Source organism: Streptomyces sp. P17 (genome assembly GCF_032436805.1).
Taxonomy (GTDB): Bacteria; Actinomycetota; Actinomycetes; order Streptomycetales; family Streptomycetaceae; genus Streptomyces.
Genome location: NZ_JAVRBF010000605.1, coordinates 1 through 289, shown reverse-complemented (window position 1 = coordinate 289; position 289 = coordinate 1). Strand labels below are relative to the sequence as shown.

1 protein-coding gene is annotated in these 289 nt (G+C 40.5%); it reads right to left on the bottom strand.

Going from position 1 to position 289, the window contains the following annotated elements; genetic code table 11:
- The coding region (locus RMT89_RS42280) for a hypothetical protein (RefSeq protein ID WP_315889071.1) at window positions 1-289 on the bottom strand (289 nt) is incomplete at both ends.

The following is a 289-nucleotide window of genomic DNA, read 5'->3' as shown; positions in this document are numbered from 1 at the left end:
GACTATTGGTTTCGCCATTCCACATGATTGAGGCTTGGTTGGCAAGACCTAGGCCATCATTGAGTTGTAAAATTTTCAGGTACTCAGTTGGATTTTTTTCATAGCTATAGTCATCTTTGATTTTTGCCTTGATAACCATTCTATAGACTTCAAATTTGTATCCGCCATAAGGACCTTCTTTAATTGTTTCTGTATTAGTCCCTGGTTTTTCCGGAAGAGTAGCTGTAATTGTTGTCGCTGGACGAGCACCCGTTGACTCACTTGTGGTAATTGGCATGTTGGTCACAAC